Origin of the sequence: Virgibacillus salexigens, assembly GCF_000723585.1 — a bacterium.
In the GTDB taxonomy this organism is placed as follows: Bacteria; Bacillota; Bacilli; order Bacillales; family Amphibacillaceae; genus Virgibacillus; species Virgibacillus salexigens.
This window is the reverse complement of the sequence record NZ_CCDP010000003.1, coordinates 16,986-40,403: the sequence shown is the minus strand read 5'-3', so window position 1 is coordinate 40,403 and position 23,418 is coordinate 16,986. Positions and strand designations below refer to the sequence as shown.

Annotated in this window: 38 protein-coding genes and 1 pseudogene; all 39 read right to left on the bottom strand. The window is 36.1% G+C overall.

Features of this window, described 5'->3' with window-relative positions; translation table 11 throughout:
- Window positions 1–2: 2 nt before the first annotated feature.
- The 39 genes and pseudogenes from BN990_RS21620 to BN990_RS18295 all read right to left on the bottom strand — a co-directional run bounded on the left by BN990_RS21620 (window position 3) and on the right by BN990_RS18295 (window position 23,410).
- Window positions 3–2,390: a phage tail tape measure protein gene (locus tag BN990_RS21620; RefSeq protein ID WP_051739296.1), complete on the bottom strand. Its 2,388-nt coding sequence runs from the start codon at window positions 2,388–2,390 to the stop codon at window positions 3–5.
- Complete coding sequence (locus BN990_RS18470; RefSeq protein ID WP_051739294.1) at window positions 2,391–3,038, bottom strand: Gp15 family bacteriophage protein; 648 nt, start codon at window positions 3,036–3,038, stop codon at window positions 2,391–2,393.
- 6 nt (window positions 3,039–3,044) lie between these two features.
- Window positions 3,045–3,440 (bottom strand): cell division protein ZapA, encoded by a 396-nt coding sequence (locus BN990_RS18465; RefSeq protein ID WP_038246264.1) that lies wholly within the window; start codon window positions 3,438–3,440, stop codon window positions 3,045–3,047.
- A 42-nt stretch (window positions 3,441–3,482) separates the two neighbouring features.
- A complete protein-coding gene (locus BN990_RS18460; protein ID WP_038246262.1) occupies window positions 3,483–3,770 on the bottom strand; it encodes a fibronectin type III domain-containing protein in 288 nt (95 codons plus the stop codon).
- Window positions 3,733–4,176 (bottom strand): phage tail tube protein, encoded by a 444-nt coding sequence (locus BN990_RS18455; RefSeq protein WP_038246260.1) that lies wholly within the window; start codon window positions 4,174–4,176, stop codon window positions 3,733–3,735. The genes BN990_RS18460 and BN990_RS18455 overlap by 38 nt, the downstream gene beginning before the upstream one ends.
- An 11-nt stretch (window positions 4,177–4,187) precedes the next feature.
- Window positions 4,188–4,574: a hypothetical protein gene (locus BN990_RS18450; RefSeq protein WP_038246257.1), complete on the bottom strand. Its 387-nt coding sequence runs from the start codon at window positions 4,572–4,574 to the stop codon at window positions 4,188–4,190.
- 12 nt (window positions 4,575–4,586) lie between these two features.
- Window positions 4,587–4,937, bottom strand: coding sequence for a minor capsid protein (locus tag BN990_RS18445; RefSeq protein WP_038246254.1), 351 nt, complete (start codon window positions 4,935–4,937; stop codon window positions 4,587–4,589).
- Entirely contained in the window at window positions 4,938–5,276 is a 339-nt protein-coding gene (locus BN990_RS18440; RefSeq protein WP_038246251.1) for a putative minor capsid protein, read from the bottom strand.
- Window positions 5,266–5,643 carry a head-tail connector protein gene (locus BN990_RS18435; protein ID WP_021292594.1) on the bottom strand — a complete coding sequence of 126 codons (378 nt, stop codon included), beginning with the start codon at window positions 5,641–5,643 and terminating at the stop codon, window positions 5,266–5,268. The genes BN990_RS18440 and BN990_RS18435 overlap by 11 nt, the downstream gene beginning before the upstream one ends.
- A gap of 12 nt (window positions 5,644–5,655) precedes the next feature.
- Entirely contained in the window at window positions 5,656–5,919 is a 264-nt protein-coding gene (locus tag BN990_RS18430) for a hypothetical protein (RefSeq protein WP_038246249.1), read from the bottom strand.
- Between the two features lie 16 nt (window positions 5,920–5,935).
- Entirely contained in the window at window positions 5,936–6,835 is a 900-nt protein-coding gene (locus BN990_RS18425; RefSeq protein WP_038246247.1) for a hypothetical protein, read from the bottom strand.
- 13 nt (window positions 6,836–6,848) lie between these two features.
- A complete protein-coding gene (locus tag BN990_RS18420; protein ID WP_038246245.1) occupies window positions 6,849–7,409 on the bottom strand; it encodes a phage scaffolding protein in 561 nt (186 codons plus the stop codon).
- Window positions 7,410–7,537: 128 nt separating this feature from the next.
- Window positions 7,538–7,663, bottom strand: coding sequence for a hypothetical protein (locus BN990_RS23410; RefSeq protein WP_021292598.1), 126 nt, complete (start codon window positions 7,661–7,663; stop codon window positions 7,538–7,540).
- Complete coding sequence (locus tag BN990_RS18415) at window positions 7,663–8,760, bottom strand: phage minor capsid protein (protein WP_038246243.1); 1,098 nt, start codon at window positions 8,758–8,760, stop codon at window positions 7,663–7,665. Before BN990_RS18415 ends, BN990_RS23410 begins: the two co-directional genes overlap by 1 nt.
- Complete coding sequence (locus BN990_RS18410) at window positions 8,760–10,238, bottom strand: phage portal protein (RefSeq protein ID WP_038246241.1); 1,479 nt, start codon at window positions 10,236–10,238, stop codon at window positions 8,760–8,762. Before BN990_RS18410 ends, BN990_RS18415 begins: the two co-directional genes overlap by 1 nt.
- Window positions 10,239–10,249: 11 nt before the next feature.
- Window positions 10,250–11,531: pseudogene (locus tag BN990_RS18405) on the bottom strand (PBSX family phage terminase large subunit).
- Window positions 11,532–11,546: 15 nt separating this feature from the next.
- Window positions 11,547–12,092, bottom strand: a complete 546-nt coding sequence (locus BN990_RS21615; protein WP_051739292.1) for an HNH endonuclease — start codon at window positions 12,090–12,092, stop codon at window positions 11,547–11,549.
- Between the two features lie 63 nt (window positions 12,093–12,155).
- Window positions 12,156–12,689 (bottom strand): terminase small subunit, encoded by a 534-nt coding sequence (locus BN990_RS18395; RefSeq protein ID WP_038246239.1) that lies wholly within the window; start codon window positions 12,687–12,689, stop codon window positions 12,156–12,158.
- Between the two features lie 443 nt (window positions 12,690–13,132).
- Window positions 13,133–13,780 (bottom strand): hypothetical protein, encoded by a 648-nt coding sequence (locus BN990_RS18385; protein WP_038246238.1) that lies wholly within the window; start codon window positions 13,778–13,780, stop codon window positions 13,133–13,135.
- Between the two features lie 378 nt (window positions 13,781–14,158).
- Entirely contained in the window at window positions 14,159–14,599 is a 441-nt protein-coding gene (locus BN990_RS18380) for a helix-turn-helix domain-containing protein (protein WP_038246235.1), read from the bottom strand.
- A 112-nt stretch (window positions 14,600–14,711) separates the two neighbouring features.
- Window positions 14,712–14,864: a hypothetical protein gene (locus BN990_RS22975; RefSeq protein WP_187370480.1), complete on the bottom strand. Its 153-nt coding sequence runs from the start codon at window positions 14,862–14,864 to the stop codon at window positions 14,712–14,714.
- An 83-nt stretch (window positions 14,865–14,947) separates the two neighbouring features.
- Window positions 14,948–15,439 (bottom strand): hypothetical protein, encoded by a 492-nt coding sequence (locus BN990_RS18375; protein WP_038246232.1) that lies wholly within the window; start codon window positions 15,437–15,439, stop codon window positions 14,948–14,950.
- Window positions 15,436–15,630 (bottom strand): XtrA/YqaO family protein, encoded by a 195-nt coding sequence (locus BN990_RS18370; protein ID WP_038246229.1) that lies wholly within the window; start codon window positions 15,628–15,630, stop codon window positions 15,436–15,438. The genes BN990_RS18375 and BN990_RS18370 overlap by 4 nt, the downstream gene beginning before the upstream one ends.
- A gap of 114 nt (window positions 15,631–15,744) precedes the next feature.
- Window positions 15,745–16,116 (bottom strand): RusA family crossover junction endodeoxyribonuclease, encoded by a 372-nt coding sequence (locus tag BN990_RS18365; protein WP_051739289.1) that lies wholly within the window; start codon window positions 16,114–16,116, stop codon window positions 15,745–15,747.
- The gene (locus BN990_RS18360; protein WP_051739286.1) at window positions 16,091–16,906 is read right to left on the bottom strand and encodes a DNA-methyltransferase; all 816 of its coding nucleotides are present in this window, start codon (window positions 16,904–16,906) and stop codon (window positions 16,091–16,093) included. Before BN990_RS18360 ends, BN990_RS18365 begins: the two co-directional genes overlap by 26 nt.
- Window positions 16,907–17,070: 164 nt before the next feature.
- Window positions 17,071–17,412 carry a BC1872 family protein gene (locus tag BN990_RS18355; RefSeq protein ID WP_051739284.1) on the bottom strand — a complete coding sequence of 114 codons (342 nt, stop codon included), beginning with the start codon at window positions 17,410–17,412 and terminating at the stop codon, window positions 17,071–17,073.
- Window positions 17,413–17,423: 11 nt separating this feature from the next.
- Window positions 17,424–17,756: a hypothetical protein gene (locus BN990_RS18350; RefSeq protein ID WP_038246225.1), complete on the bottom strand. Its 333-nt coding sequence runs from the start codon at window positions 17,754–17,756 to the stop codon at window positions 17,424–17,426.
- Window positions 17,757–17,758: 2 nt separating this feature from the next.
- Window positions 17,759–17,956: a hypothetical protein gene (locus BN990_RS18345; RefSeq protein WP_148530728.1), complete on the bottom strand. Its 198-nt coding sequence runs from the start codon at window positions 17,954–17,956 to the stop codon at window positions 17,759–17,761.
- Window positions 17,957–18,013: 57 nt separating this feature from the next.
- The gene (locus BN990_RS22700) at window positions 18,014–18,175 is read right to left on the bottom strand and encodes a hypothetical protein (RefSeq protein ID WP_158295254.1); all 162 of its coding nucleotides are present in this window, start codon (window positions 18,173–18,175) and stop codon (window positions 18,014–18,016) included.
- The gene (locus BN990_RS18340) at window positions 18,168–18,497 is read right to left on the bottom strand and encodes a hypothetical protein (RefSeq protein WP_051739283.1); all 330 of its coding nucleotides are present in this window, start codon (window positions 18,495–18,497) and stop codon (window positions 18,168–18,170) included. Before BN990_RS18340 ends, BN990_RS22700 begins: the two co-directional genes overlap by 8 nt.
- Window positions 18,490–18,663 (bottom strand): DUF6011 domain-containing protein, encoded by a 174-nt coding sequence (locus tag BN990_RS22970; RefSeq protein ID WP_187370479.1) that lies wholly within the window; start codon window positions 18,661–18,663, stop codon window positions 18,490–18,492. Before BN990_RS22970 ends, BN990_RS18340 begins: the two co-directional genes overlap by 8 nt.
- Window positions 18,664–18,665: 2 nt before the next feature.
- Entirely contained in the window at window positions 18,666–19,439 is a 774-nt protein-coding gene (locus tag BN990_RS18335; RefSeq protein WP_051739281.1) for an ATP-binding protein, read from the bottom strand.
- A gap of 9 nt (window positions 19,440–19,448) precedes the next feature.
- A complete protein-coding gene (locus BN990_RS18330) occupies window positions 19,449–20,267 on the bottom strand; it encodes a hypothetical protein (protein WP_051739280.1) in 819 nt (272 codons plus the stop codon).
- Between the two features lie 180 nt (window positions 20,268–20,447).
- Window positions 20,448–21,248 carry a recombinase RecT gene (locus BN990_RS18320; protein ID WP_038246219.1) on the bottom strand — a complete coding sequence of 267 codons (801 nt, stop codon included), beginning with the start codon at window positions 21,246–21,248 and terminating at the stop codon, window positions 20,448–20,450.
- Window positions 21,248–21,427 (bottom strand): hypothetical protein, encoded by a 180-nt coding sequence (locus BN990_RS18315; RefSeq protein WP_038246217.1) that lies wholly within the window; start codon window positions 21,425–21,427, stop codon window positions 21,248–21,250. Before BN990_RS18315 ends, BN990_RS18320 begins: the two co-directional genes overlap by 1 nt.
- A gap of 1 nt (window position 21,428) precedes the next feature.
- Window positions 21,429–22,361: a YqaJ viral recombinase family nuclease gene (locus BN990_RS18310; protein ID WP_038246215.1), complete on the bottom strand. Its 933-nt coding sequence runs from the start codon at window positions 22,359–22,361 to the stop codon at window positions 21,429–21,431.
- Between the two features lie 105 nt (window positions 22,362–22,466).
- On the bottom strand, window positions 22,467–22,682 hold the full coding sequence (locus tag BN990_RS18305) for a hypothetical protein (RefSeq protein ID WP_021292616.1): 216 nt from the start codon (window positions 22,680–22,682) through the stop codon (window positions 22,467–22,469).
- A gap of 89 nt (window positions 22,683–22,771) precedes the next feature.
- Window positions 22,772–23,047 (bottom strand): hypothetical protein, encoded by a 276-nt coding sequence (locus BN990_RS18300; RefSeq protein ID WP_038246213.1) that lies wholly within the window; start codon window positions 23,045–23,047, stop codon window positions 22,772–22,774.
- 84 nt (window positions 23,048–23,131) lie between these two features.
- Window positions 23,132–23,410 carry a helix-turn-helix domain-containing protein gene (locus tag BN990_RS18295; RefSeq protein ID WP_021292618.1) on the bottom strand — a complete coding sequence of 93 codons (279 nt, stop codon included), beginning with the start codon at window positions 23,408–23,410 and terminating at the stop codon, window positions 23,132–23,134.
- Window positions 23,411–23,418 lie beyond the last annotated feature (8 nt).

Genomic DNA, 23,418 nt, shown 5'->3' with positions numbered 1-23,418 from the left:
TGTCACCCCCTGAACCTTTTTAGAGTCGATCTCTTTCTATCCTGATTTCTAGTGATATCATCAACAAATGAACTGAAGTTACTTGCTCCTAAACGTAGATTAATAATTACTGGCTGTTTATTTTCATTACCTTTACCATTTCCAAGGGCTGGATTATATTCTTTTGGTACAACAGCTTCACCTTTATGAATCATAGCAAGTCCATCTTTGGCAACAAAGTTAGTACCTACATCAAGAGAAGGGATATTAGGTATATTAGGGAAGCTGATAGAACCTCCACCTTTTCCTCCTAATCCTGGTACCCAATCTGGTATTTTCGGAAGCTTAATACTTAATCCGTTCAATGCGTCAATCATTCCGTTAATGGCTCCTATTACACCATTAATCGCACCTTTTACGGATCCAGTTATTCCATCCCAAACGTCATCAGTACCACTTTTAACTCCATCCCAAGCATCACCAATAAAGTCTTTAATTTTACCAAATACTCTTTTAACTGTGCCCCAGATAGTATCGATAAATCCTCCCACTGTATCTTTAATTCCATTCCATACAGAAGAAGTAATGCTTTTAATAATATTCCAAACCGATGATATCGTGCTTTTAACGCCATTAATCGCTCGTGATACGATGGTTTTAATGGTATTCCAGACCGTAGATATTATTTTTTTAATCGTGTTCCATACGGTTGTTGTGACTGCCTTAATAGTATTCCATACGGTTGTTATAACTGTTTTCACAACGTTTATTGCACCTTGAACAATTGATTTGATTATATTCCACACCGTTGAAATGACTGTTTTTATAGCATTCCATACAGCTTGTGTAGTAGTCTTGATCATATTCCAAACTGCTTTAATCGTTCCCCAGATTCCCTGTGCTACAGTTTTAATTACTGTCCAAATTACATTCCAAGTTGCTTGCAGGAATGTCCAGATACCTGTAAATATAGTAACAGTAATTGTTTTGATCATGGTCCAAATGGCTTGTATCGTACCCCATATGCCTTGAACGGCTATCTTTACTACCTCGACAATGACGTTCCATGTAGATTGTAAGAAGCCCCATATGGCTGTGAAAACTGTAATCGTTACTGCTTTTATTTGTTCCCAATGGGTAACCACAAATATAGCTAATAATGCTACTAGATTTATAATTAATCCTACTGGACCTGTCATAAAACGAAATGCTGCACCTACTCCTTTAATCATTGGAATAATTGCTGGAAGGGCAGACATTAAACTACCAAGCACTAATAAAAGAGGACCAATAGCCGCAGCCACTGCTCCTAATACTACTACTAGTTTTTGAGTTGTTGGTGATAAGTTATTAAACCAGGATGCGAGTTTCGTTACTCCATCGATGATAGGAGGTAACCAACGCTCTGCTAAATCTAAAAATATTTGTCCTAATGGTGCCATATCGGAAGTGATTCTGTTTTTTAATTCTTGAAATCGCTCTCCGATAGTCTTAGTCTGGTCAGAAGTTTCCTGTATACCACCTTTCGTATCATCAAAACCTTCTCCTAATTCATCTAATGCAGGTATCGCTCCATTTCGAATAGCTGTGGTCATTCTTTGCGCACCTTCAGCACCAAATGCTTCTGTAGCTATTTTTAATGCTTCTGTTTCTGTTTCAGCATCTCTCATTTTATTTGCTACTTTTTCAAATTCCTCCCTAGAGTTTTTACCTTCATCTGCCCAGTTTCTAAAAGCCTTATTTAAACCTGGCATAACTCTAGAAACAGAAATACCTTTAGCTTCTAATCTTGCCATTAAATCTGCTGATTCCGTCATGTTGAAGCCTGCATTCTGTAATACAGATCCATAAGTATTTAAGTGACCAGTTATCTGATCTAGACCAACTCCATAGTCTTTAGTCATTTGATATAACTCATCTAGCTTTGTTACACCTTGGTCAGCAGGTATTTGCCATTGCCCCATTGCTTGACCAAAGGCTTCCGAGTTAGCGACCCCGTCTTCACCTAGCGTTCTTGAAGCATCTAATACATTTTTGGTTAAATCCTCCAATACTGGACCTGTTGCACCTGTTAATGTATTTAAGTTAGAGATAGCATTAGAAACCTCATCCGCACTATTAGGCACATTTTTAAAGACATTATCAAAACTAGATTTAAGACTATCTAATTTGTCACCTGTCGCACCTGTACCAACGATAATATTGTTATACGCTTTGTCTACTGTGTCAGCTGCTACAATAGAAGCTGTTCCTAATGCTGCCATTGGCGCAGTAACGTACTTCGACATTTGTCCGCCAACTTTTTTCATCTTCTTTGCAGTACCATTCAGGTTTTTTTGTAGCGTGCCAACCCCTTGTTCAGCGCCCTTTTGGTCTATTTTCGTATCTATTGTAATAGAACCGTCTGCCATTTATTTACCACCTGCCTTTCCTCCGAAGGCTGTAATTATATCCTCAAACGCTTCATCTGCTGTCTTCCCGCCATTTTCATCAAGAGCATATTTTCGCTTAAGACTTAAAATTTTATTACGCTCTTTCTGGTTATTTTTATTAGGAGAAGGAACTTCCATTGTTCTTATTTGAACAACTTGCATGAATGGCGTTTTCTCACTTAATCCACTAAATAAAGACATAAATTTTTTCCAATGCATCTTTCCTTGTTGTTCTAGTAGATCAATGCCATAATCCATTAAAAAAGAAGCGTAAATACGCTCCCCGTCAACATTAAAATCATAGTCTTTATCTTCTTGTTCCTCTTGTTCTTGCGTATCATCCTTCAAGCCCTGATTTTCTTGATCATTTTGATCTTTCCTTACAAAACCAAGCTCATTTTCTAAAATAAATATATATAAATCAATTTTTTCCTCTAAAGCTAGGTTCTCTATATCTTCAAAGTTTTCAATAAGCATCTCTAGTCCTATTAGAATCTTTTCTATAATGTGTAGCTCTTTATCTTTCAGCATTTCTAAGAAAAAAAGAATGTTATCGAAAGTTAAATCTAATTCCAGTTGTATACCTTGATAAGTACATGTATCTTTTAATTTCCCCGTTAAAAACATAGGTTCTTACTTCTTCTTTTTGATGTATTTAGAGCGCTTTTTCTCAAAATGCTGTTTTTGTCGTTCGTCTTGCCTTTCCTTGATATAATGCAGAACATCAGAGACTACACCAATCGTATGCTCTGTGGAATTATTGGTTTTTGGATATATTTCTTCAAAAGCACCTTCTCCAATAACCTCGTTTGTAATTAGTTTTGTTTCTTCTTTTGCCTTTTCTAATGCTTTTACCAGCACTTTTTCATCATTTTGCTTTGCTTGTGCTTCTATTTCATCGCCTAATTCATTTAATCTGGAAGCTAATTCCGCATACTTCTTTCGTTTATCATCTGAGGTATCTATTTCATACACTGTTCCATCAATTGAAACTTCTTCTATCGCTCTTTGAATACCTATTTCCTTCATCTAAATTCCTCCCATAGAAAAAGAGCAGCCATTTGGCTACTCTTATAATGTAGTTACATTTACAATATCTGATGGATCAGATTCAGTACCATATTTATCATTTATTGCTGTTACATAAAATTCATAGTTGGTAGCTGTTGTTAGCCCAGATACCGAATAGCTATTTGTGGTTACAGTGTCAATTTTTGCGCCATCTTGATATACGTTATACCCACTAGCACCCTCAGCGACATTCCAATTCAGATCAACACTTGTATCTGTTTCATTGGAAGCGACAAGGCTAGTGGGCGCCTTAGGGAGTAGGCGCTGTGTATTGTGGTTTACCAGCAAAATGTATCTCGAATGAAATCTCACCTTTTGCCATGGCATCCCCACCAGGTCCAACAATATTTGCTATGGTGCATGGTCCTTCGAAAGTGGATCCATCTGGTAACGTTAAACGGTAATCGGTACGTCTTGATGGTCCTAGTTCAAGCACCTTCGAATAGATATAGTCTTGCGCTGGATCACCATAATAGCGATGACCTGAAAATGAACTAATGAGTTGGGCACCAATAACATCCGTTTCTCCGTAACCATCCCCATCATAATAATTATCCTGGGAAGTCTCTTCGTTTGGATCTGGCTCCATACTAGTAATGCCTTTTGCTAATCTTTCCCATGTTTCCGTTTCTTCATTAGGCGTTACATTTATTTCCATCATGTATTTTGAATTTAATAAAAATCCTTTAGACATATACATCCTCCTTAAACATATAATTCTGCCTCAAATAAGGCAGTCCAAAGAACACCGTAACTTGTTTTCTGTACAAAATTAGGTGTTGTTGTACATTGAAATGAAACCAAATGAAAAGAGCCATCACGACTTGTGATAGCTCCATTCGATAGGTTTTCATATTCGCTCATTAACCGATTAATCATGTCATAACCTTCTAAGTTATCTTGATGATGTACTAATAACTGAAAGCTAAAAGGGTAAATTAAACCCTCTTCCATGTATCTTTCGTTTATATTAGCTGGCGATGGTCGTATAGCTATGCTGTTACCGTCTTGGTTGTACATACCAATACCGATAGTAGGAGGCGTAAATGACAATGTCTCAGTAAATGATTTTAATGCATGTAAAAAATCCATTGCTTACACCTCCTATATTTTTGATTTTGTTGCTTTTTCTGCATCATCTAGCCACTGTTGTAAATGTTGTGCTTTTGCTTCTTCAAACCATAGTCCGCTTGCATGAGGATTTTGGTCTTTACTAAAGTTATATTGTGGATTGTAATACAACTTTCTTGCATATGGTGTTGACCAAGCGACTTCCCCTTCACCTATTTTAGAATGAGCAAGTCCGCTTTCTTCTAAATAACTTTGATCTTTAGGGATGTAGTAATTACTCCCTTTCAAAACTAAATCATCTAGAATATATTGTCCAAAGCCAATAGCTCCCACTACTTTTTTTGTAACACTAGCTTTACTGAAATCAACTTTGACATTAAACATCTAGATCACCTCTACTTCTAGATGATGAGGCTCTGCATCTAAAGCACTTGGATACTTTACCAGTGTTGCTTCTCTACCAGTTCCCCGAAATGAAATTCTATCCCCAGCTTTAGCATCATCAGGAAAATAGGACGAATTCACACGATCTATAATAACCGTATGATTTGCTTGTTCCCCTTCACTATTAGAGCTTCTATTCATAGAGGTTATAGGAACAACACGTACATGGTTAATGATTATTTCCTCACCGTATTCATTGTTCCAACCATCATTGCCAATTAAAGGCTGATATTTAATTGAATGCACTAAAAGATTTTTAGGAATAGGCTTAATAACCATGAAAAGCACCTATCCCACTATAAAGCAATCCTGCATGTGCTAGATATTGAACAACATTGTTCGGTATTTCGTTAGCAGCAGACGAATTGGAACTGTAACTAAATGAGCCTATATTAACGCTTTGTGTTTGATCTAATTGTTTCGTAGCTTGATAGCCTCCATTCATCACAAAATGCTCTGTCATGATAGCCGTTGCCTGTTTCAGCATGTTCTGTTGGAAATCGATTAACTTACTTTGAACAATTGAAAAATTACTGAGTCTATCCATTTCTTCACTAGCACGCTTAATACATCGATTAAGCTCTTGTTCATCTTCCATGGGAACACCTTCATATTCGTTTAGATAGTACTCTCTATCGATATACATAAAAGCACCCCCTTATTTATCAGAGGATGCCTTTTGTGCTTCTTCTAGCTCTTTTTTCAATGCTGCATTATCTTCATTAAGTGCTTTTACTTCTTCTTTTAATTCTTTATTTTCTTTTAATACTTTTTTATGAGTGGATTCAGCAACAGTTTTTCCCTTGTTATCTTCAATAACCTTTCCTTTTTCGTCAGCTTCTTCATAGCCCATTGCTTTGAGTTCTTTAATTTTTCCGTTATCTGTCTCTTTTAAAACAACATTTTCTTTACGTAAAATCATTTTATTTCCTCCCTCATTATGCCCCAGATGCTGGTGCTTTATTAGATACAACCAAACCTTTTGCTTGGTTTTTCATTACGAACAAATCATGATACAAACGGTTTTGGTATAGGTATCCATCCCCCTCTGTATGTTGCCCTGGTTGGAATAGGTAAACAGAATTTAGTTTTGCTTTTGCAACAACAGCACCACGATAAACAATTATCCAGTTTAATTGCTGTGCATCTGTAGCTGGAACAAAACCGTCTGTAAAATTAAATGCTGTTTGGAAACGATCTACATCGAATACCTCTATAAGCCTTGCGCCATTAAGAGTAGTTACTCTTGTTTCAATGATTGTATTTTCATTCTGTAATGAGAATGTACCTTTATTCTCTTTATAAGCTTCTACTGCATCCATGACATCTGTAGATACATAGACTTTAAGGTTAGCAGTTCCATATTTACGCACTTTTTTAATATCTGCACGCAAACGATCTACTACATCCTGTGGTGTGCCATCGGTTACGTTTTCTGGTGTAGCCTGTCCAACTTCTTGCGCTTTTGCTGCTAATTTAGAAAAACGGTAGGCATCAATTTCAGGACCAGCATTTTCATTTAGAAATACTCTAGTAACGTTTGCTGCGCTTGCTGACTGATTAGATTCATCTACGTCCATTTTATCGACAAAGAACTCAACATCCCGATCAAATTGCAGGGTATATGGTTCGTGAGTTACATCTACAGAACCACGATTATACCCACCATTACGGCTGTGTTGTTTATAACCAGAAACAGCTAGAGAAGGCACATGAAAGGTTCTTGCCCCCATCCAGTTTACATTTGGCGTTTCAAGGTCGTTTGTAAGTGTAGCTTGCTTAATGACTTGGTCTAATTCCGTTTGATACTTTTCTGCAAAGTTGATAGCATTTGCCATTTATAATCATCTCCTATTTTCCTAATAATGTTTGTGCAAAGGCATCTAAATTGCCTTGTTGTTGATGTTGCCCAGTTGTAAAAGAAGGCTTGCCTCCACCTTCTGGTTGATCTTCTTCGAAAAGGTATGGATCACTTTCTTTCAAACCTTCAAGTTGAGTGTCTAGACCTTTCAACGTATCTCCATCTAGCTTGATTGTATCCATATCTAACAAAGCCTTTAGTGCTTTCGTATTTTTTGCCTTAGCACCAGATAAAGTACTCTCTAGCTTGTGGTCAAATTCCTTTTGTTGAAGTTTAGTTTCATAGTCGTTCTTGGTTGTTTCATTTTGCTCTTTAAGTTGATCAATCTCTTGCTGCAATTCTTCATTACCTTTTGCTTTTTTGCTTAGTTCATTTAGTTGTTCATCACGATCCGCAATTTGTTGCTTGTAATCATTCTTCTCTGTGTTAACTGCATTAAACTTCTCTTTTGGAATATAGCTTCCATCAGATACAACAGCTATTTTGTTATCACCTGCTTTTTCAACGACTTGGTTGTAAAGCTCTTCACCTAATAATTCTTGTAAATCCATCTATATCGCTCCTTATTAGTTTTTTTGACGTGTAACCCTCCACGCAAAGGAATACGCTTAGTTCTACCCCAAGCCTTTAAAATGGGCATAATAAAAAAGCCTTTTATAACGACATGCTTAGGTCGTGTTTATCCAAAATACTGAGATTCTTTATCTTTGTTCTCTAAGTCATACACTTTCTTAGCTAATTTGAGAACCATATTTTCTAGCTGCGCTACTTTTTCTTCCAGTTCTTTTTCTTTCTTCTTACCCATTATCTCACCTGCTCTCTGTCATACCTTCTGGTACGTCCTGTATCTTTAATAAACTGCCTTTGATTGGCTTGTCTATCTAGTACCTTTCTATGCGCTATTTCAGCGCCTTCTGTATCTCCTAATTCTTTCATCATGTTTTCCTCACGTTTAGCAGCGCGAATTCGCCTTTCTAGATATCGTTGCTTTTGACTGTTTTCATATTGCTTATCGTTAGTTTCCTGATCATAAGGATGATACGTCTTTTTCATCCCTTCAAAATAAGGATACTTAACATGACCACAATTAACACCAAATAACCCAGCAGGTTCACCCATGCTAGTATCTGATAAAGGTGGATATTTTTCACTTTTTCCACTTCTACTAAAAATACGTCCTTGATATGGTGCGCATAATGGTCTAGCTCCTGCATGAGAACTAACCTCAACCAAATCAACACCATATTCATCGAATCTAGTATCTTGCATTCCATTGGCTACATCATTGCTTGTAGAGCGCATGACCATACTTGTATAAGCTTCTGTAGACCATTGCCGCCCCTTTTTATCAATTAACGCTGGAACACCTTGTTCAGCCCATTTACTAGCTGTTTTTCTTAATGCCTGTTGAGCTGTAGTTACACCTGCCAAAACTTCGCCTGTAGTTTGATTAATAATATCTAAATATATTATTCTTGATTGATCTATCATCGTTGAATTAACTAGATTAAAACTATTCTTCGCTTGCCTTTCATATTGTTCTAATATTTGAAGCAAAGATTCGCTTGATTTCATAGGTGGTGCATGATTGAGTTTCCCTTTTTTCGCTCCATCTTCTAGCATAGATTCCATTTCCAACAAAGAACCGTAACCAGCTTTTTCTAATGCTTTGATGATCTCTTCACTAGTTTTTCCTGAATGCTTCGTTAAAAGCTCTATGTTTTGCTTATTTAAGGATTCTATTTCATTTAGTGCTTTCAATTGCCATGATTCGATATCCTTATCAAGCAAAGAATCATGCTTTTTAAGTCGTTTCGCTATGTTCAAGAGTATTTGTTCCTCAATAGATAAATAAACGTCTGTGACTGGCTTAGATAGTTTCTGTAGCTTACGTTTATCCATTACTTACTTCCACCAGTACCAAAGAAATCAATATCTTCAGCGTTGGCCGTTTTATTTTCCTCGTTAATCTCATTTATCAGTTCAAGAGCTTCTTTATCTGTCATGCCATGTATCTCCATGATGGCACGCTTTTTTGATTGTAATTTGTTATTAACCAGTTGTATTTGTCTTGTCTGTTCTGCTGCATTATCTTCTACAATAGAATCATCAAAGGTTACAGTTACTTCTTGTTCCTTATCCCCTTTAAATAATCCGTAAAGTTTAGCTACATCGACAATAGATTGAATTAACTCTTGTAAACCTTCTTCGATAATCGTTTCATGAGATTTTTTAGACTTGAATGTCTTGCTGTTCTCACTGATCACCTCGGTAGCTGTCTTAACACTTTGGCCATCAAAAGAGAATGTGCCAGCAGAAAACCCGGTTTGCATAGCGAATAGATTTAATAAGGCATTGATGCCTGATATATGTTCATCTACACGTAATTCAACGTTAATATCCTTAGGTTCACCCTCATCAGGAAATTTCATAGCTTCATATGTTTCATCTGTATCATCAAAATAGCGATGCACTTCCTGTGTTTGTGGATCTATTACTGTCTTTACCATGTTAGAAGGAACAATAATTCTTTTTTTACCAAGCCTAAATTCTCGATGGAAGCTATCAAATGCGGTATCAATAGCCTTCATGGTATCTAAGGCGTTAGCATAAATAGAGATTCCTAATGGTGATTGAATATCAATGTTGTTTGCAGTGTTCGGCTTAAAGTATGTGAACAAGGATTTCTTTAAATTATTTATAGCTACTATTTCTTGTAAGTCTGGGAATAGGATAGACAAAGAGACTTTCACGCCTAATTCATTACCATTTGATTCATATAATTCATTGGTAATGTAGTACGTATTGCCTTCCCAAGTATGCCATTCTAGATGTGTATATTTTTTGTTGTCTTTCTTGTATTCACTAACAAAAACGCCTTCGGTTATAGTATCGTTATGCCAAGATATAGGAACGAAACAATCCGCACTAACAAAAGAGAGCATGATCTTGCCTTCCTTAACATATGGCTTAATGACCATACCGCCAAGGGCAAAATCATACTCTAAATGATCTTGAAACTTTTTATAAAACTTGTTCTTTTTAAATACTTCTTCAATAAATTCAGAAGTCTTATTTTTACCGTCTCCAATACTAATAGCGCACTTTTCATTAAATACTAGGCTGGCCATTTCTGCGGCTGCCGTTTTTGCCATCATTAAGGTATCCATTTTCCTGCTTTTCTTACCGCTAATGGTTTGATATTCAATATCATGCCATTCCGAATAATACCCTTTATACAGCGCCTTCCAAATATCTATATTGTTGTACAATTCTTGGTTAATAGATATCTTTTTATGACTGCTTATTTTCTCAATCCCTTTAATTATCCCCAATCGATAAAGCCCTCCTTTCACAGCATTTATTAAACGTCTGAACATCGCCTCACCACCTACAGTACATAATTTTTATAAAAGTGATTGTTAGCATATCTAGCTTCATCCATCGCATGGTTCCAGTCATCTATTGGATTGCCATTGTCATCACGTACATACATTCCAATTTCTTTGATAAAGTCATAATGATCATACGTATCATTTTCGACTAAAAAGAATTGCTCGTTAGTTATAGAGTTTTGAAAACGTTCGATACCAACCTCAATACCGCCACCTTGTTTCTTCGCATCTGAAGCATTGTTATCTGCTCTAGTTGTATCAATTTGAATCTTATGAAGTTCCTCTCTTAATGATTTACAGGCAGGATCCACAAATACATCTGTGAATCTCATTTCAAACTTTTCAACACACCAATTAATAAATTCTTTAATCTCTTTGGCGTATGTACTCATAGCCTTTATTTGACCTGTCTCAGCACCACTATGGTAATAGTTAGCTACTCGATTCAGTCTGAATTTACCATCATAAAATGTAACGATATTACAGCTACATGAAGTAGCATCAGATTGACCGCCATCAGCAACAAAGTACATTTCATATGGCTTCCCTAATAAAGCTGGAATCTGATTCGCTTCTGTATTGAACATGGAATAAATAACGCCCTCTGGCATTACTCGTTTTCCATACCAATCACGATCAAGCAAATATGGATTCTTTATAAGCGTTTCATAGATTTCCTTTTTTCGTTCTTCGCTAATAATCGGATTATCTTGTATGGTCCAATGAGTCCATCGTGTATTTTGTACCTCAAATACATCTGTTATGACTGGATGATTAGGTGCAGGTGGGTTCAGGTCTGCAATATGGTATCGGTCTTGTGCTGCCATGGTTCTCCTAAAGCATTCTTGTATAAACGACATATGCAGCAAATTAATCTCACCAAATGCTACACTTCCTAATGACATACCAGTGATAGCTCCAACACTATTTGCTTTTGCTCCACCTTTGTAATAAATCTTTTTAATTCCTTTAGGTGTGTGGATCTCTAAATGATCTCCATGCTCATCATGCTTAATTTGAGCAAGATCACCAAAGATGTGCATTAACCCTGTTCCATCACCATCGATGAATAATCGGAAAGCCTGTTCTTGGTTGTAAGCACTCACTAAATGGTTGGAGTCTCTTGAAATTGTGTAAAGATAAGCTAAACGAAAGTGCACGCCTGTTGTCTTTCCAGAACGGTTATCGAGGTGTCCCCTCTTGAACCTCAAGACCAACATTAAAAGGCGCTTTAACAAGCGCCCTTTGTTTATCAGATAGTTTTATTTTTCTAGACACCCAAAAACCACCCCCCTAGGATTCATCTAAGTAAAACACTTCATAACCCAATCGTGATTTATTTCTACCTTTGAGAGTGTTTCTTAATGTTTTTTCGTTACACTCTATATGCTCACTTGCATCTTTAATGCTTTCAAAAGTCTTATCAATACCAAGTTTTTTATTGACTACCCTTATGGGTCTGCGCTTCTTTTTAGCGTAATATTTCATTCTTTCAACTTGTTCAGGAGTTTTAACTAGTAAATTAGTTGTATAGGCATGTATTTGGTTTTCTGATTGTGTAACCCATTCAAGATTATCGACTGTATTATTGCTCTTGTCTCCATCGATGTGATTAACATAATTCTTTCCATATGGATTATCAATTAAGTGTTCTGCGACCAATCTATGGATGGAGAACATTCTTTGCTTTCTGTCATTTGGTTTCCTTAATCCAATGATGAAATATCCTCTAGCATTTGCTCTGCTCTTCATTCTCCCCTTCATGCCTATAACACTGCCAAAATTGCTTATTTGATACCGTTCGTAACCTTCGTATTTTAAATTCACCCACTTCTCCATAAGTACACCTCTAATGCCATTTTGCCGCATCGTCGGAGATACTTCAAAATATTTGTTATATTTTTATTCATCATTCTTCACCGTATCGATAAGTACATCTAACAAGCTAGTATCCTTGGATTGTCCTTTAATAAGCTTGGTGCGCTCTTCAATGAATTCTGTTTCTTTCTTGATTTTCTCATTCTTTATTTGAAGTGCTTCAAGCTGTAATTTTAATTTAGGATCAAACATACCAATATGCTTACCAATCAATTCTGTGGCTTTATTAGCTCCGTTACTATCGAATTGATATTCACCAGTTGAAACCATTTCCCCTATACTCTGATCCCATTCTTCTACTGGTTCAGCCTGCATAGAACGATCTGAAATATCTTTTAGTCGCTTCAATACCCAATAGGCATCAAGTTCTAATTTCTCAGCACGCTTATCTTTTAATTCTTTTACACGCGCGGAAATGTTAGCTTTTGTTAACAATCTTGCAGCTGTCTGCCTAGCTGTTTTTTCACTATAACCTGCTCTAATAGCTGCCTGAGTAGCGTTTAGATCAACAATGTATTCCTGACAGAATAACTCTTGTTTTGTAGTTAATTTACCCATTTATGTCATCACCCTACCCCCTTGTAGTAATATAATGTAATTGAATAAGCCTGTTGCATGTATGGTTTTTAACCTTTCGTAAATTTTTTGGATTAATGCCTGTACACTCAAAAAACAAGTTTTAAAAATGTTATAATTAATGCTACGCTGTATACAACATTAAAAATACATCACTGAAAGGGGAAGTTTTGTTGTTTTTTAAATCAAGCAAAAATGCAGATAAAACAAGTATAAATATTGCTTTTTATTGTTCATTTATTTATTGGTCAGGATTTTTATTAATAAATAGTATTCTTGATTTATTCAACAAGAGTATAGAAATAAATTCCTTTTTGTTGTTAATAACGGGTTTAATAGTTTTTTTTGCTAGTGAATTCATATCAAAACAAGTAAGAAATAAATAAAAACAGTGTGAGCTTTTTGACTAGCTCACACTGTTTTTATTATTGAGATCTACAAGAGTAAGAATTTGTAGCCCCTGACCCTATTTTTGTAATGATAACACCTTTGTTTTTAGAATTACACATATTTAGTCCTGATACACCTAACATTGGTACTGCTCCTAGCATTAATGTTAAAGCAGTTGGGCTTTTACCAAAAACCTTAGCTATAGCTGTAGCAGTAGCCCAAAATCCACCATTTAATCCTGCTGCTTTAACTAGTTTCTGTATTTTGGAATTACTAATTTTATATTCTTTATAATTTATAACACCCATTGGCTTTATAGTAGGTTCTTCAATTTTGTTAATTCCACTATTCAATTTATTCATATGACTACTTAACACTGTTAAAGTGTCATCTCCTGTTAAAGGAGTAGATTTTTGATCTTCATAACTCACAATAGCATTATACAGTTCCCTTGCTTCTTTACTTAGTTTATTTATTTCTCCTTGAGAATTCGATGATAGATTTTCCATATCCAATTTTTGATCTAACTCGTTAATAGAATCAACCAAAATCCCCGTATTTTCTACCTCTTTCTTAGTTACACCTAATTCTTGGCTTTCATTTGCAGACGCATGTAAACTCGGCGTTACAAACGAAATGACCATAACCAATGACAAGATTACGGACGCAACCTTTTTAAACATAATAACATCTCCTTTTTTGTATTCTTGATAGCTATCATATATATAATTCTATCTTTTTTTACTAAATCCTTCTTTTTTTGTATAATTTTTGTATTTATTGTAATTTTTTCTTTTACTCGATCAGTGTATTAAAATTTTTATATTAATTATAGGCCCCTACAAATAGATAATAGCACCCAAGCCAATTGAACTCAGGTGCATTATTTACATACCTAGTACAATATATCGTAAATAATTCCCCATCGACCCTAGGTTATCGACAAGGCAACAAATCCAACAGGATTGTTATTTCATGTCATGCGATAATGACCTATGCCTGAACGGACTATAAATAGTGTTTTGGACGGAAGATTTTTCCTGCCCGTCCTGCCATCCATTTTACACACAGCGTTTTTCTTCTGTCATTATGTGCGACAAGTATGACATGTCTGCCATCTGTGACACGATTGCATCCCTTATCCTAAATATGTGCCTTTCAGATAAACCCATGTGATTACTAATTGCTCTCATACTCATGCCATCTAATAAACACTCTAATACAACTAGTTCCCGTTCATTTGATATAGCTGGTATACGTTCTTGAATGTATGTTACTTTTCTTTCTAAACGATTAATCCATGTGTATTTTTTATCTCTACGAACAACTTCACGAGCAACAGGATCACTGGTACCACCTTGAGCTTTTGGCATAGCTGATTCAATACCTGATTGAGCTACTAAGTTAGTTCCTGCATCCTTCAAGAACTCGCGCTGTCTTTTAATCTCATTTATCATCCATTTATAATCTCTTAATGTATTTCCAATCTCTTTTTTGTTCATTAAACCCAACCCCCACATTAAAAAGATATTTAACATATTCGCTCCGTTTCACAGGAGAATAAAGCGCCCACTCGTTTATCTTTTCTGTACTTGCTGATTTCCCATTGAAACATTACAGCCACACCAAACTTGAGAAAATTAGAGCCATAGCAATTGCGGTAATAAATGCCATATTCTCTTGTCTTTTCTTATCCGTTTCATAACAAGCGATGATCCACGAAAATAAAATAATGATTAATCCAATGATTTGAAATGCTAATACCATCTCGATTCCTCCCTCAAAATAAAAAGGACACCAAACGGCAGCTTATTGCTGTCATTCAGTGTCCTCCAGTTAGCTGGTAGAACTTATTTTTTTATCACTTCGAGATATCTATCTTGCAATGAAACATTCTGTATTTTTTTATTCTTAAACTTTATTTTTGGGGTTTGAACAGTAAATTTTCTACCTGAAATTGTTACACCTTCAATATTAAAACTAACCTCAAAATCTTCAATAGAATTTATGTCAATCACGATGTTATGACCCTTATACAATTGACTAGGAGACGATCCTTGGCCGACCTGATTATATTGTATTTCAAAGACTCCTGCATACTCACAGGTAACTCTATTATCATCTGCAGAAACATTTTTTATTACAAAGAAATTATCTTTAACATTTCTAATTAATAAATCATACCTACCTAATACAAATGTCTCAGCTTTTTCAATTTTAAAGATTGGTAATTGTGTTTCTAAGGCCCTTTTATTGTCTCGATGATTCTTAACGACAGTAGATCCAGCTAGTACAAGTGAAATGATTACTGATATTCCAGCGGTTATTTCTACGTAACTCAAAACTCTTCCCCCTCATCAAACTTTACACGCTTCACCCTCCCTTGATGCGTGATAACCTTCGTCTCACCATGGTTAGGTAAATACGTTAATTTCGCCTCTCCTTGACAATATACGACAACAAAAGGCATATCCTCATTTTCTATATCGACATTGAGCTTTCCTTCTTTAAATGGAATGTTTTTTAATCTCATATGTTTCGCCCCCCACTCGATATTTTAATTTAAAGCCAATCTGAGCGTTTCTATTATTAAAACGAATAAATCTACAAATCTAGTAATGAAACGCCCAGAATCGGCAGATATGTTTTAATTTGCTATATTTCCATATGAATCCAATTCATAGATTTCAATCTCGGTCCGTTGTTCTTCTTTTTTGCAAGGAGTGATTCGTGATTCCATGTGTTTAACCTGCCGATCATCTTTATATACGATTTTATTTAGAGCATCTGTTACGCCTTTAAATAGGTTGTCTATGTCAGCCCTATTTCCATGTATATAATGTGTTAATTTAACGCCCACATGCCCCTCAATAGGCTTTCCTTTCATATGCTGCTTAGCAATCCACCCAACCTTCCTTTTATAGAGCAGATAGCGCTGTGCGTATTTATTTTTGTACATGCTCTTTTGAGTCATTCTCACAGCTGGAACTGGCTTACCTGGTATGGTTAGTTGAATCATTTTCATAACCCCCTTCTAATAAGTCATTTATTGTTCGCACCGAGGCTTGCGACAATCCTAATTGTTCTCTATTAGTATTAATCCGCTCTATTCCTTTGTTGCAGTACTCTTGTTCTAGTTCAAATCCGATCCATTTCCGTTTTGTATTATCTGCAGCAAGCGCGGTTGTACAAGAACCCATGCAGTTATCTAAAACAAGATCTCCTCGGTTCGTATAAGTCTTAATCAAATACTCGAATAAAGTTAGAGGCTTTTGCGTTGGATGGAATGTCTTTTTATCTCGAGAATAATCTAGAATGGATCTTGGATAATTTGTATGAGTAGTGGTATATTCCTTCGTTAAACCCTTTCCTAATAAATCGCCACCTTTCCTTCTACTAGATTTCCTTACCTTCACTAAAGGGATAATCCCCTGCGGATTATACGTTGGTAGCTTTTTATAAAATACGCAGATGTTTTCATGATTTTTCAATGGCATACGCTTAGCATTCTGAAAACCCGTTGTGTGTCTCCCTTTCTTCCAGATCCACTCATATCTAAACCAGCTCATATTACTCGAAATTAGCTTAGTAGTAAAAGGCTGACTAGCTGTTAATACAATAGCTCCATTATCTTTAATAATTCGTTTATATTGCTCCCACAACTGGTCAAAGGGAATGATCTCGTCCCATTTGCAATTCGTTGTTCCATACGGAAGATCACATAAGATCATATCAATAGATTTGTCCTCTAGTTTCTCCATTCCTTCGATGCAATCACTGTTATAAAGTGTGTTCAATTCTAGTGTCATTTCTTTTCCCCTCTCGGTGTGTTATTATATTCAAGAAGGGAACGTTTGTTCTATTTTTGTTAGAGACTCGGTTAGGAGTCTTTTTTTATGTCTTTGGTTTTACGATCATCCATCTACCTCTTTCAATTCTTTGTCTTCTTCGATTTCTTTCAATCGCTCCATCCCTACACCTCCACACCTACTGTTTTTAGTGCTGCTTTGCAAATAACTACAGGAACAGTATCAGAATCGTTTTGCGCTTCATATTCAATCCATTTGCCGGCACCGCTAATTATTTTGCAATACGGCGGAGCTCCTAACTCCTGATAAACTTCCACACCACACTTTTCGCTTAGTTTCTCAACAACATCCCAAGTATGTTCTATTCGTTCAGATGGTTTGAATTCTTCTATTTCCACAGGAAACTCTCCATCATCAATTACAGTAGTATTAATGTTCTTATACTCAATGACTTCCCACCCCATAACCTTTTCAGCTACTAATTGATCTATCTTTCTGTTATCCATCATAGAACCTCCTAATCCCATTCTTTCGAAGCTGTGTATTGTTCTTCCGTAAGCTCCACTAATACTGGTTCATAATGTTCCAACCATTTTTCTACATCGAAACTTATTAGATTATCGCCAAATTTGTCTATCATGAATTTTTTGTATGCTTTAGATTCTTCTATAAGGGCTTCTACATCTTCATCAGTAGGCACTGAATGATCTTCTCTAATAATCAAGAATGCATCCTCTAATGATTCATGTGCTACTTCTAAATCTTCGTCTGACCAGTCACCTGCATCTAGTCCATTTGACAAGTAACGATCTATTTTATTTTTGTTCTTAAATGCTATTGCTGGTATCATCACTAAACCCCCTTCATCCGATAAGCAAACGGACGTCTAATTTTTCCTTTTCGTGATTGATGGAATAGAGCCAGAAATACTTCGTCTGGATGCCTTCGAATCTTGAAAGCTATCTGCTCTAAGTCCTTGCCATTGTTCCATTGCTTAGTAATTTCTTTGAGTTGATGCTTAGGAAAAGCAAGTTCTAAATCTTCCAGCACAAATTCATAACCGCCCTTTTTCTGGAAGAATAGGTACATTTGATAAGCTTGCTGTATTCATGCCGATTCCCTCATTGATTGCTCCAATCTAGCTTTTAACCGTTCTAAGTCGCTATCATCCCGAACAAAGTCACAATGGCTGTCTGGGCATGGTCTAAATTCCAAATAGTAGCCGTTATCTATACTTAGACCGCCTGTGTTGTTGCAGGTTTTACACATGGGATTCTTCCTCCTTCGAATATTGTTTTTCTAACTCAATTAAAAAACAGGATATACATAATTCCGTTTCCTCAATTTGTTTTGGCCATGGAAACGTTCTTCCTTTTTTTGCAGGATCTCTAGTTTCCCTTCTGCACTTTTGACAATTGACATACTCTATTTTGGAAGATGAATATGATGGCTCAAATTCGACTTCTATCTCAAATTCTTCTCCACAATTTACACATTCATGATCGAATTTGTTATCACTTGGCAAGTCTACTAATCCATCTGACATGTCGTTATCATGGTCGCAATATGGGCATTCTACAGTATCAAACATAGGCTTCATCCCCCATCACTTCATCAATCGTTACCTGATTCTTTTCAAATTCTTCATCGGCAATTGCATTTAAGTGTTTCTCATAACAAACAGGACCATAACCACGTTCAATGCTCTTTTTATCCTTTAGCTTTCTGCCACATGTGGCGCATTCTGTGTGATTCAAGATTAAAACTCCTTCCTGCGGTAATCTCTACCGTTCATTTTGATTGGCTTTGTATCTTCCATCATGCGAGAGAAATTACGTTCTCCTACCCACTCCGTTAACTGTTCGCTATTCAAGTTAGTTGTGAAGATCGTAGCTTTGCCAGATCGTTCATCGAATATTTCAAAGAGTTTTGGTGTTGACCACGCTGTTTTGTGTTCAGCGCCAATATCATCAATAACCAGTAAATCTACCCTGCTCATAATTCCTAATAATTCATCTTCTGTCGGACCATCATTGTTGTAAGTATCCTTGATCTTAGTTAGTAGCTTTGGCACTGATATAAACACAGACGTATAACCTTTTTTCATCAATTCTTTGGTTATCGATACAGACAAGTGACTTTTTCCAGTTCCATAACTTCCAGAAAATAATAGATTTTCTTTACCTGTAAAATTGTCTACATAATCTATTGCCTTTTGTTTTGCTTCTTGTAGTTGGTTAGTAGTAGGTTCATAGTTTTCAAATGTAGCCTTTTGTAATGGTCGATTTAACAGGCTATGGTTATTGAAGTATTTCAGCATCTTTTGTGTTTTCAAGCGTTCGGCACGTTTCTTTTCTTGATCTGCTAATCGAATATCTTCACATTTACATCCGACATTGACCGTTATCCATTCGCCTTTATCTGGTCCGCCTGTTAGCTGCATTTGTTTCTTCTGGACAGTTCGTCCGCATCCTTCACAATCATAGGTAATGATCAAGCGCTCTTTAGGTTTCATTAAACTAATCTGTTCCATAGCTACCTCCTAAAATCCGTAATTATAGCCATCGTCCTCAGCTTCTCTATTGAATTGAATGACATTTGATTTTGTTTTGTTGCGTTCTTGTTTTACTTGCATGATTAACGTGTCAAACTTCTCTCTTAATTTAGAAGGAGACAGTGTATTTGCCTGCCAAAAATCATGACTTTGCGTCCACTTGATTAAATATTCAATCTGGTCTTCTGTACGATTGTCTCTTTCACGCATTAAACGAATATCACTTGCCCATTTTTCTAGGTTAGGATTTTTATAGTTAGGATTGTTTTCTCTAATATTTGAGAGAAGTAATTCTGCTAGAGTCATGTCGCAAATTTCATATTTGTGACGTTTCTCTTTATCTTTCTTTTCTTTCTTACTACATTCTTTATCATTCTTATTATTGTTCCGTTGCTGTTCCGTTGCTGTTCCATCACTGTTCCGTCGCTGTTCCACTGAATCTTTTTTATAGTTATCTAAACCTTGATACAGTGCATAATTGACGACTGTAAAGAGTGTTCCATATTCTGTTGATTTCGTTGTTATTCTCTCTTCTTTTTCAAGTGATTTAATCTTCCTTTGAATTGTCGTTAAAGGATACTTTTTTACAGCATTTCCTCTGCCTTCTCGGTAGGATAAATCATCTTGTAGGTTCCTCAATGACCGCAGATATTGCCCTCTCTCAAGATGAATTCCAGCTTGTTCTATTCCGTCTTGAGAGAAGACTGCCTTCCCAAGAATGTAAAAGAATATCCTGAACTTCACGACATCTGACCATATTTCATTTTCGAATATCTCCCTACTGACTTGGAAAGCCCCCTTAGTCATTTTGGATCACTTCTCCTTGTTAAAATTACTTATCTATTAATTTCACAAACCGCAAACCTACCTGATACCTTCAAAACGGTATAATCTGGATATCTACGCATATAATCTAATACCAGACGTTTGATCTCTTCTTTATCTTGCGCCTGCTCGAATATCCATTCAGGCAGGCGCACATTTGATTTATTGTGCATCGCTAAAATCTATCTCTTGATCATCATTAACCTCTGAAAAATCTGCCTCTATAATGTCCTGTTCATCAAATTCGTTAGCTTTTTCGATAGGATCTTTATTGTCCTCTACAATGCCTTTCTGCATATCAATAGAGAGGATACCCCATTTATTCAACATGTTCCTAATAACCGTTTTCTTTGCCATGGCATCCCAATCTTTCTTCCAGCCAAAATCTGACTTGCTAAACCTTTTCTTATGTTTTTCTATTTCTTCTTTAGACCAATAAACCGTCTTCCTAAATCCATTGATTAATTCAAAATATCCTGTGTAGCCAATTACCTTGTCCGATTGTTTCTGTTCAAAATCAAGCTCCATTTCTTCTGTTAAACGGTTAAAAGACTTTAGCTCCCCTTCATAAACCTCGATCACATTAATATTCCGATATTGTCCCGTTCTAAGAGCCAACTGTATATAACCTTTATAACCTAGCTGAAATTGCGCTTTTCCACCGTATGGAACAATCCAGGCATAACCTAAGTTTTTATCGATAGGTAAATCTAATGTAGCTGCTACCAATGCGCTTGTTACAACTGACATCGGTTCAGCTTTTTGAAGATAAGAGTCATTTGAATATAGGTTTAATAATGATGACATGAATTGTGGTGCTTTCTTATCAAGCACTTCATCAAATTTCTTTCTCATTGTTGGTGTACTTAGTAATTGTTTCAGTCCTAAATTATTAGGATTGACCTGATTACTCCCTTGATTTTTATTAGCGATCTGATTCTTAACTGAGTCATTTGTAGCCATTATTCATACACCTTTCTTTTAGCAGTAATATGAGTTTCGATTGAACCGAAGTCACCTTCATAATTCTTATCTTCAGAACTAGGACGATTAAAAATTTTAATTGCGTGTTCAGCGTTGTTAGCTGTGATTTCAAACTCCTTGATTATTTCTTTCACTTCTCTTACAACGAATTTAGGCATATTATCCGATCTCCTTTACATTAAATCTGCGACTTGTGGTGGTCTTTAATACCGAGTTATATATATCAGGGTATTTACTTTTTAAAAGCTTGCTATCGACCCTGTTTTGCTTCACAGGTTTCCAATCTACTTGGTAATTTTGAACGAATCCTGTTTCTGCATCTTCAAGCTCTTTTTTGATCTGATTTTCCGTTTGTTTTTGCAGTTCTTGTAATTGATTGATATTGGCTTTTAATTCCAATAGGTTGTCCAGTTTTTCTTTATAATCAAAGCCAAGATCAATGGTTTTTCCTTCTTCTGTTTTGGCATAACGTTCTTTCAGAAACTTCTCAGCAGCACTCGAACCATCTAAAGCTGGCGGATTATTCCCTAGTACATGGTGATTCCAGAAATGAACCTCAGCATCGATTATCATTTGAATCAATTCTTCATCACGTTCGATTTCTTTCCAGATAAACTTTTGACCGCCAATTAATACAGCGATATATGCCTTTCCGTAACCAGTTACACCTAGATAATGCTGTACTTGTACCAGGTAGGCTTCTGGAATTTCCTCACTATCCCAATCTTTAGCTAGAAACATGCTGGCAGTTTTACACTCTAGAAGTGCATTTTCTCCAACAACCTTCCTGTCGATGTTAGCCATAATAAAAGGATGTTCTGGATGCTGTAACATGAAGTTGTTTTTACGTACTCTTTTGCCTGACCGAACCTCAAATTCCTTTGCCACCATATCCTCTAGTAAGTTACCAAAATAGGCAGCTTCCCCTGCTGTATCTTCTACAGTTGATTGACCTGTTTTCTCTAGCCATAATTCAAAGGGTGTAAGGTATTTGTTTAATCCAAGGATAATGGAAGCATCACTTCCACCAATCCCCTTTGTACGTTCTCGCAGCCATTCATGATGGCTCATTTCTATTGTGCTTTTAGCCATTGTTTAATTCCTCCCTTGCCCCTACATCATTAGGGAAGTATAATAAAGGCATAGTTTAATTGATTTCACCGATCAATTATTTGAACCCACTGCAATGGGTTCTTTTTATTGTGCTTCTTCATAAGTTGCTCCCAACAATTCCAACACTTCTTTCGATTCTTCACTCAATGAATCAACTAAGAAAAATTGACCTTCTAGAACTAAAATTTCATCTTCGGGGAAAACATCATTCCCTAGAGCATCTACAGTGTTTTCATTCCTTAAATGGTTCATTACTGGATAACCAGTATCCATAATTCTTGCGATTAAAGGATGTTCCACCTTATCCCTCCTAACTTGTAATTAGTGCATATTCAAGAAATATAATCATTCCAACAAAAGCGATCCAGATTTTAATTACATGTGCTTTTTCATCCATAGAGTTTATCCCTTACTATTTGAAAGCTTGCACCACTGTTAACTAAATCTTGTATAACTGAATGAAACTGATCTGCGTTGTACTTATCGCTGCTCATTTTCTCCATTTTGTGAAGTGACATTGTTAAATCCGTAGAAAGGTGTTTCGCTTTTGAAAGATTTCCTTCATTCACATGATTCATAATGGATGATAGCAATCCCAAAGAACGGTAAAATTCTTCACTTGCTTTTGATATATCAGCTTGTAAAAAATGATTTTCGAGTTTCATATAACCCCTCCTAAATGTGATTAATAATGATGAAAAATAATAGTATTGCTCCTAATAAAACGGCATAATTATCATTTGCCTTTTTCATATAAGACCTCCTAACAAGATAGTCCCTACAGATTGCAATGTATCGGCTATCATTTGACCTGCGCTTGCTACATCTACATTGCATACAAGAGCAATTAAAATATCTTGCGAATTTGTTTCTTGTGCCCATCTGATTAAGTCCCTGCCCCGTATATCTAATTTGTTGCTTTCAAGCTTCGAAATATTGCTACGGGACATATGCATCTTTTCAGAGAAAAACTCTTGACTATACCCAGCATTCCTTCTCATTCTGCGTAATGTAGTTCCTAATTCCATTTGTTTCA

Bases quoted from the DNA above. Each gene is read 5' to 3' on its own strand.
- BN990_RS18315 (WP_038246217.1), bottom strand. From the start codon at position 21,427: ATGCCTAAATTCGTTGTAAGAGAAGTGAAAGAAATAATCAAGGAGTTT.
- BN990_RS18360 (WP_051739286.1), bottom strand. From the start codon at position 16,906: ATGACACTAGAATTGAACACACTTTATAACAGTGATTGCATCGAAGGA.
- BN990_RS21615 (WP_051739292.1), bottom strand. From the start codon at position 12,092: ATGGAGAAGTGGGTGAATTTAAAATACGAAGGTTACGAACGGTATCAA.
- BN990_RS18430 (WP_038246249.1), bottom strand. From the start codon at position 5,919: ATGATTTTACGTAAAGAAAATGTTGTTTTAAAAGAGACAGATAACGGA.
- BN990_RS18435 (WP_021292594.1), bottom strand. From the start codon at position 5,643: ATGTATATCGATAGAGAGTACTATCTAAACGAATATGAAGGTGTTCCC.
- BN990_RS18295 (WP_021292618.1), bottom strand. From the start codon at position 23,410: ATGGAATTAGGAACTACATTACGCAGAATGAGAAGGAATGCTGGGTAT.
- BN990_RS18340 (WP_051739283.1), bottom strand. From the start codon at position 18,497: ATGTTTGATACTGTAGAATGCCCATATTGCGACCATGATAACGACATG.
- BN990_RS18350 (WP_038246225.1), bottom strand. From the start codon at position 17,756: ATGATACCAGCAATAGCATTTAAGAACAAAAATAAAATAGATCGTTAC.
- BN990_RS18440 (WP_038246251.1), bottom strand. From the start codon at position 5,276: ATGGTTATTAAGCCTATTCCTAAAAATCTTTTAGTGCATTCAATTAAA.
- BN990_RS18465 (WP_038246264.1), bottom strand. From the start codon at position 3,440: ATGAAGGAAATAGGTATTCAAAGAGCGATAGAAGAAGTTTCAATTGAT.
- BN990_RS18410 (WP_038246241.1), bottom strand. From the start codon at position 10,238: ATGTTCAGACGTTTAATAAATGCTGTGAAAGGAGGGCTTTATCGATTG.
- BN990_RS18335 (WP_051739281.1), bottom strand. From the start codon at position 19,439: ATGGAACAGATTAGTTTAATGAAACCTAAAGAGCGCTTGATCATTACC.
- BN990_RS18415 (WP_038246243.1), bottom strand. From the start codon at position 8,760: ATGGATAAACGTAAGCTACAGAAACTATCTAAGCCAGTCACAGACGTT.
- BN990_RS23410 (WP_021292598.1), bottom strand. From the start codon at position 7,663: ATGGGTAAGAAGAAAGAAAAAGAACTGGAAGAAAAAGTAGCGCAGCTA.
- BN990_RS18425 (WP_038246247.1), bottom strand. From the start codon at position 6,835: ATGGCAAATGCTATCAACTTTGCAGAAAAGTATCAAACGGAATTAGAC.
- BN990_RS18420 (WP_038246245.1), bottom strand. From the start codon at position 7,409: ATGGATTTACAAGAATTATTAGGTGAAGAGCTTTACAACCAAGTCGTT.
- BN990_RS18365 (WP_051739289.1), bottom strand. From the start codon at position 16,116: ATGATTCAACTAACCATACCAGGTAAGCCAGTTCCAGCTGTGAGAATG.
- BN990_RS18370 (WP_038246229.1), bottom strand. From the start codon at position 15,630: ATGAGATTAAAAAACATTCCATTTAAAGAAGGAAAGCTCAATGTCGAT.
- BN990_RS18450 (WP_038246257.1), bottom strand. From the start codon at position 4,574: ATGGATTTTTTACATGCATTAAAATCATTTACTGAGACATTGTCATTT.
- BN990_RS18470 (WP_051739294.1), bottom strand. From the start codon at position 3,038: ATGTTTTTAACGGGGAAATTAAAAGATACATGTACTTATCAAGGTATA.
- BN990_RS18330 (WP_051739280.1), bottom strand. From the start codon at position 20,267: ATGACTAAGGGGGCTTTCCAAGTCAGTAGGGAGATATTCGAAAATGAA.
- BN990_RS18455 (WP_038246260.1), bottom strand. From the start codon at position 4,176: ATGTCTAAAGGATTTTTATTAAATTCAAAATACATGATGGAAATAAAT.
- BN990_RS22975 (WP_187370480.1), bottom strand. From the start codon at position 14,864: ATGGTATTAGCATTTCAAATCATTGGATTAATCATTATTTTATTTTCG.
- BN990_RS18395 (WP_038246239.1), bottom strand. From the start codon at position 12,689: ATGGGTAAATTAACTACAAAACAAGAGTTATTCTGTCAGGAATACATT.
- BN990_RS18320 (WP_038246219.1), bottom strand. From the start codon at position 21,248: ATGGCTACAAATGACTCAGTTAAGAATCAGATCGCTAATAAAAATCAA.
- BN990_RS18300 (WP_038246213.1), bottom strand. From the start codon at position 23,047: ATGAAACTCGAAAATCATTTTTTACAAGCTGATATATCAAAAGCAAGT.
- BN990_RS18445 (WP_038246254.1), bottom strand. From the start codon at position 4,937: ATGTTTAATGTCAAAGTTGATTTCAGTAAAGCTAGTGTTACAAAAAAA.
- BN990_RS18385 (WP_038246238.1), bottom strand. From the start codon at position 13,780: ATGTTTAAAAAGGTTGCGTCCGTAATCTTGTCATTGGTTATGGTCATT.
- BN990_RS18310 (WP_038246215.1), bottom strand. From the start codon at position 22,361: ATGGCTAAAAGCACAATAGAAATGAGCCATCATGAATGGCTGCGAGAA.
- BN990_RS22700 (WP_158295254.1), bottom strand. From the start codon at position 18,175: ATGTGTAAAACCTGCAACAACACAGGCGGTCTAAGTATAGATAACGGC.
- BN990_RS18355 (WP_051739284.1), bottom strand. From the start codon at position 17,412: ATGGATAACAGAAAGATAGATCAATTAGTAGCTGAAAAGGTTATGGGG.
- BN990_RS21620 (WP_051739296.1), bottom strand. From the start codon at position 2,390: ATGGCAGACGGTTCTATTACAATAGATACGAAAATAGACCAAAAGGGC.
- BN990_RS18380 (WP_038246235.1), bottom strand. From the start codon at position 14,599: ATGAACAAAAAAGAGATTGGAAATACATTAAGAGATTATAAATGGATG.